This is a genomic window from Candidatus Poribacteria bacterium, assembly GCA_021295755.1.
GTDB lineage: Bacteria > Poribacteria > WGA-4E > WGA-4E > PCPOR2b > PCPOR2b.
In genome coordinates, this window is the sequence record JAGWBT010000073.1 from 1 (window position 1) to 5,841 (window position 5,841).

Sequence of the window (5,841 nt, forward strand, 5' to 3'; positions counted from 1 at the left end):
TCGCCTCCAATTCCGCGCCTACGTCCATGAGGGCATTACGCCGGAGGCGGAGGTCGAATCCCACTATCAGTGTTACGCCAATCCACCGACAGCTGAAATTTGCACATAGTAAAGAGACCACCCGAAATTAAGGAGAAAACAATGAAATATCGCTTCGCTGAAATGATCTGGTACGAAACCAAAGAGGCTGCCGAACAAGACCGTGTTGCCGTCCTCCCTGTTGCGACGTACGAAGACCACGGTCCCCACCTCCCTGTTGATACGGATGTCGTCCTTTGTACGGGCATCTGTGAACGCGCCGTGGCGCGTATCCCATCGGAGGCGTTGCTTGCGCCGCCGGTCCCGCACGGCTACAGTCCACACCACATGGATTTTCACGGAACACTCACCATCGGCTGGGACACCTTTATCAAGTATGTTAGGGATGTCTGTTGCAGCCTTGCCCATCACGGATTCAAGCGAATCCTCATTGTCAACGGTCACGGGAGCAATGCCTCTCCCCTCGACCTCGCAGCGCGGTTAACGAATATCGAATATGAAGGGCAGATCCTCTGCGGTTCAGTGAACCATTTTAAGGATGTCGGTGCCGAGGTCCGGGATTCTGAGTATGGTGGGACATCACACGGAGGAGAATATGAAACTGCCCTCTATCTCGCCTTAAAACCGGATCTGGTCGATATGAGTCGGGCGGTCGATGAAAGGTCGCCGTTGCCGCCGAGTTTCAAAACGGATCTGCTTGCGGGTACACATCCCCAAGGGTCGGCTGCACGTTTGATACCCTACTGGAGTTCGCAGACCGCGAGCGGCGTGTTAGGCGATGCGACCAAAGCCACCGTGGAAAAAGGAGAGAAGTTCTTGGAGGCAGCAACGGAAGGACTGATTGAGTTGATACGTGAATTGAGGGGAACGGAAATTCCACCCCGCCGTGACCAGCACGAACATCACATATCAAGAAAAACCGCATGGACGTAGAAATTATTCGGCAAGCCCCCTCGGCTTGGATAGGCATATCCAAGTCTCGGACTCTCGGAACGGAGCCATCTTAGGGGGCTGCAGTGGTGTAGGTTGGGGTTCACTAAAATCCCAGCAGGGCGAATCTTTAGGCAGATCGCTTCAGTAGAACCGACGGCACCGGCCGTTCCCCCAACGTAAACGCTTCACCCTCTCCAGTCGCCTCAAATCCCAATGACTCAAACAGGGATTGCTTGTCCTCATCTTCGACCGAGAGCATTCCGCACCACTCCGTCGCCCCACGATTCGCACCCCAATCCATGGCTGCCTGTATCAAATCCCCCCAAGCATCCAAACAACACTGATGCGTAAAACCATCCACATGGCACACGCCCGTCCCATCAAGGCGTGCTGTCGCCAGTCCAATCAGATGACCGCTGTTCGTCTGTGCCCCAAACCAAGTGCCACTCTGCTGTTGGACAAGTGCATCATATTTCGGATACAACCCCATACAGGACGACTGCACCGCATAGCGCGTCGAAAATATGCCCGCGTTGGCGTCTAACACCTGCCAGTCATGCGGACAAACGATCAGCGGAATCATAGGGATCCGTTGTGCCCACGTGCCCGGTACGATGGTGGTTTGTCCCTCCGCTTCCCTGAAGTAGTCCACCAGAAACGCCTCCGGCGAACTGCCAGATTCGATCAGTGCCATCACGTTAGCACCGGCGAGTTTCCGCCAACCGAGCCGATAATATATCCGTGCCGCCGCAGGGTTGCCTGTACCGAGAAAAAACGCCTCACCACCCTGCCCCCGAAAATCGTCGCGAGCGACTTCGCAGAGCTGGGCAGCGATTCCCTGACGCCGAAACGCAGGTGGTGTCGCCACCTCTCCCAATCCGCCCAATCGCGGTGCTGCCTTGCCAACGGTGAGATGGGAGGTGCCTGCTAAGTCTTCACCCTGTCGCATTAGGTAGAGGATATCCTCGTTGTCTTCGATTTCATCGCCAGCAAAGATAGGCTTGAAGTCTTCATAGGAGGTCTCGAAAATTTCTTCCCAGAATGCGGTCAACTCCGGGATAAGTCCCTCCGGTAGGGGTACGTTGATTCGCGTAAAATCCATAGCTTCCCTCCAGCCCGATGAGATCGGAACGATCAAAGGTTCATGTGTTCTTCTTACGGTAACGGTACAGGCTTCGCGTCCTCCGTCTGAATACTCCAGTCTGCCAAACGCAACCGCAGGTCTGCCAGCACCTCCCGGTGGGCGGGATTGTCTACCACATTCTCCAACTCCCACGGGTCGTTCTCCAGATCATACAGTTCATCGCGATCGCCCATCGGATCGTGCACATACTTCCACGATCGGGTGCGAGCCATCTTGCGCCTGCCCTCTGCTTCACGCCACTGCAAGGACTGTATCAACGCACGTCTGCCGTAGGGTTGCGGTAGTTTCTCCAAATCCGTCAGTCGGAAGGGCGGTCCCCCAGAGCCATATTCGGAAAACGTTACATCTCGTGGTTCGGCGGCGGTGACGGTTGGAAGTCCCTCGCCGTGCATTGAGCGGGGTATGTCTAACCCCTGAAGTTCCAGTAGCGTCGGCGCGATGTCAATTAGATTCACCATGCTGTCGTCCCGCACATTCGTAGCAATCTCACCGGGCAAAGAGACAATCAGCGGCACACGGGTCAAGCAGTCATAGAAGACCCCACCCTTGCACTGCATCTGATGCTCACCTATGAAGTCACCGTGATCCGAGCAGAACACCACGATAGTGTTTTCGCGCAGTCCTAAATTTTCTAGCGCGTCCAGAATCTGTCCTAAACCGTCGTCAATAAAGCGTACCATGCCGTAATAAACCCCCATTACACCATACACATCTTCAAGGGCATCATCCGCCACACCTAGCATCTGATACAGAACGCGATTCCGTTCAGGCGCGCGTTCATCAAATTCGTCCTCTCGCCAAGGAGGCAGATCAATCTGCTCCGGTGGGAACATCGCAGCGTACTGCTCTGGTGCAACCCAAGGCTCATGCGGATCTGGGAACGAAACCCATAACGCGAAAGGGTCATCTCGGTGGGTCTCTAGGAAACGGACTGTTTGACCTGCAATCAACCCTGTGGAATAGTCCTCTAACGGAAAATCGGAGGTGGCGTAACCGAAGCGTGGACTTTGGGGGGGCATTGTCCGCCGCAGTTCATGGGCAGCCCGAATCCCCTCTATTGAACGAAACCACTCCATGCCGCGTGTCTCTGCGTGTCCTGACATCCAACCATGACCGATCTCGCACCAAGTATCGAACAGCGCTAAATCTGCCGCCCGTTCGAAACAGTGATTTTTACCAATCAAGCCTGTGTGGTATCCGGCATCCTTCCAGAGTTGGAACGCATGGGTTGCATCATCTGGCATCAGGGTCTGATTGCGTCTGCCACCGTGCGAATGTGGAAACTGCGAGGTCCAGAGCGAAATCCGTGCTGGAACGCACAGGGGATGAGGCGTAAAAGCATGTTCAAAGAGCACTCCTTCATTCGCCAAGCGTTCCATGGATGGCGTCTCGCAAAAGGTATTGCCGTAGAGGTGACTCGCGGTGGCTTTCTGTTGGTCTGTCATAATTACCAAGACATTCGGTCTTTCGGACATTTCGCGCTAACTCCTATCGTGGTTTGTCATACCAATTCCATTGGTAAGGATGTCGTTTCCACCCCGTTCAAATTGAATGTAGCGAAACCCCACCTGCCCTCCTAGTCTCGCCTGTCCCGATTTATCAGGGCATTCACAAATGAACCCATGAACAAATTGTTTTCACATGTCACTTGGTTAGTATATCACAACAAAATGTAATTACACTACTGAAAGCGCAGCGAAATCCCAATCTTATCAAAGCAGAAAACTAAATCACCCTAATTCCCCCATGATTTACCATTGATATCCTTAATTGAAGGTGATAGAATAATGTAAATTACTAGCTATGTGCGGCGCGATAGAAGCCCGCTTCCTATACTCGTCGGTTGTGCACCCCGATTCCGATTTTATAAAGAAGGAACGGAACGGCATAAATCGGACTTTTTAACTGGTCCGGTCCATAGCCTAAGCAGTTCAGTGCAGCGAGGGCAATTCATATGGAACGCAGATCCGCGTTCCGTTCCTTACGTATTATCCAATTACGTATTACTCTTCCTTAGCCTCAACAAGCGCCCTTATCCCATTGTGAGAACCATTGAGTCCTGTAGGTTGAGATGCTTATCTCAACACCAAAATGTCAACAGAACCCAACAAAACAGCACATCTCTTTGCTTGACAAATATCATAAAGCATCCAATTATCTAGGGTAAAAAGCTCAGTCATACACCGATTTGAGACATCTTTGAAGCCTCAACAATCAACACGGAAAGGAGCCTCTCATGAAAATGAAAAAAATCTCCACATTTTCCATGTTTATCGTGATGATAGGGGCACTCTTCGCGGTAGGCTGCGGTGACGATGAGGAGACAGAAACGATCAATAGTCAACCTATTATTGATCGTCTCATTGTGCCGGAGCAGATCAAAGCCGGCGAAAAGGTCAAATTGGAAGTCGTTGCCCATGACGCTGATGGCGACAAGTTGACCTATAAATGGAAAGTCAGCGACGGGACGGTGGATGCAGCCGGGGTATGGACTGTCCCTCGAGAACCGATGAACGCTACCGTCCTCGTTCAGGTCAGTGACGGTGTAAACAAAGCGGTTCAGAGTTCCAAAATCAGTGTCGAGATTCTTCCATCCTCAGAGCCTATTCCGCCGGAGGGAATGGTGTTGATTCCCGCAGGCGAGTTTCAGATGGGAAGCAACAACCAGTGGCCTCAAAACATCTGGTGGACTAGAAGAACAGAAGATGAACGACCCGTGCACACCGTCTACGTCGATGCGTTCTTTATGGACGAACACGAGGTTACCAATTTCGAGTATCAGCAGTTCGTACGTGCGAATCCAAGCTGGCGAAAAGATAAAATTGACGAGAGATTCCACAGTGGAAACTACCTGAAAGACTGGCAGGGGAATGCCTATCCTTCTGGGAAAACGAGGCACCCGGTGGTCCATGTGAGTTGGTATGCCGCGATGGCTTATGCACAGTGGCAAGGGCAGCGGTTGCCGACGGAGGCGGAGTGGGAGTATGCCGCACGGGGTGGGTTGGCGGGTAAAACGTATCCTTGGGGCGATGAATGGGATTACGATCAGGTGCACATCAGCAGGAGGGCTGGGGATAACAACCGGACAACTGGTGATACGGCGAAGGTGGGCAAACTGCCGCCGAATGGGTACGGGCTGTATGACATAGTGGGCAATGTGTGGGAATGGTGTCTCGATGAGTACAATCAGGATTTCTATTCTATTTCACCACGTGAGAATCCGTTTGCCGGGGCGAATGGTCTGGATTGGGTTATAAACAATTTCACAGACGTCGAATCAGACCGCGTGTTGCGCGGTGGATCGTGGTTCGAGGCAACTGTGCGGGTCGCTGATCGCAGCTCGAAGAACCCTACGAAAACCTACTTCGACACCGGGTTCCGTTGTGTGAAGGCTCAGTAACCCCCTAAATCTTTACTTTTTTATCCCTTTTATCCGCGTTAATTCCTGAATCACGCATAAAATAGATGACGCAGCGGACGCGGATTATTGCCTCGAAAATACCCTATATTTTCACTTCGTGATTCAAAGCAAATGGTAGGGTTGCGCCTGAAATTTACACCATAATCGGTATATTATTGACAATGCCCAATGCCTCTGCTACAATTAGGTTTTGTGGGTAAAAGCGAATTACCTTAAATCCTAATCTTTTGACCGCTCCCCGCTCTAAAGAACAGGGATTGTTTTGTTAGCAATTCCACATTCTCGTTCTTAGAGTTTAGCGTCT

General features: G+C 51.9%; 4 protein-coding genes. 2 read left to right on the forward strand and 2 right to left on the reverse strand.

What is annotated here, in order from left to right; translation table 11 throughout:
- Positions 1-141: 141 nt before the first annotated feature.
- Positions 142-972, forward strand: coding sequence for a creatininase family protein (locus J4G02_12015; GenBank protein ID MCE2395304.1), 831 nt, complete (start codon positions 142-144; stop codon positions 970-972).
- A gap of 127 nt (positions 973-1,099) precedes the next feature.
- Here J4G02_12015 and J4G02_12020 read toward each other — a convergent pair whose 3' ends face one another.
- Entirely contained in the window at positions 1,100-2,074 is a 975-nt protein-coding gene (locus J4G02_12020) for a GNAT family N-acetyltransferase (GenBank protein MCE2395305.1), read from the reverse strand.
- Between the two features lie 53 nt (positions 2,075-2,127).
- The gene (locus J4G02_12025; protein MCE2395306.1) at positions 2,128-3,591 is read right to left on the reverse strand and encodes a sulfatase-like hydrolase/transferase; all 1,464 of its coding nucleotides are present in this window, start codon (positions 3,589-3,591) and stop codon (positions 2,128-2,130) included.
- A 1,034-nt stretch (positions 3,592-4,625) separates the two neighbouring features.
- On the opposite strand from J4G02_12025, the gene J4G02_12030 reads away from it, so the two are divergent.
- A complete protein-coding gene (locus tag J4G02_12030; GenBank protein ID MCE2395307.1) occupies positions 4,626-5,516 on the forward strand; it encodes a formylglycine-generating enzyme family protein in 891 nt (296 codons plus the stop codon).
- Positions 5,517-5,841 lie beyond the last annotated feature (325 nt).

Bases quoted from the DNA above. Each gene is read 5' to 3' on its own strand.
- J4G02_12015 (MCE2395304.1), top strand. From the start codon at position 142: ATGAAATATCGCTTCGCTGAAATGATCTGGTACGAAACCAAAGAGGCT.
- J4G02_12020 (MCE2395305.1), bottom strand. From the start codon at position 2,074: ATGGATTTTACGCGAATCAACGTACCCCTACCGGAGGGACTTATCCCG.
- J4G02_12025 (MCE2395306.1), bottom strand. From the start codon at position 3,591: ATGTCCGAAAGACCGAATGTCTTGGTAATTATGACAGACCAACAGAAA.
- J4G02_12030 (MCE2395307.1), top strand. From the start codon at position 4,626: ATGAACGCTACCGTCCTCGTTCAGGTCAGTGACGGTGTAAACAAAGCG.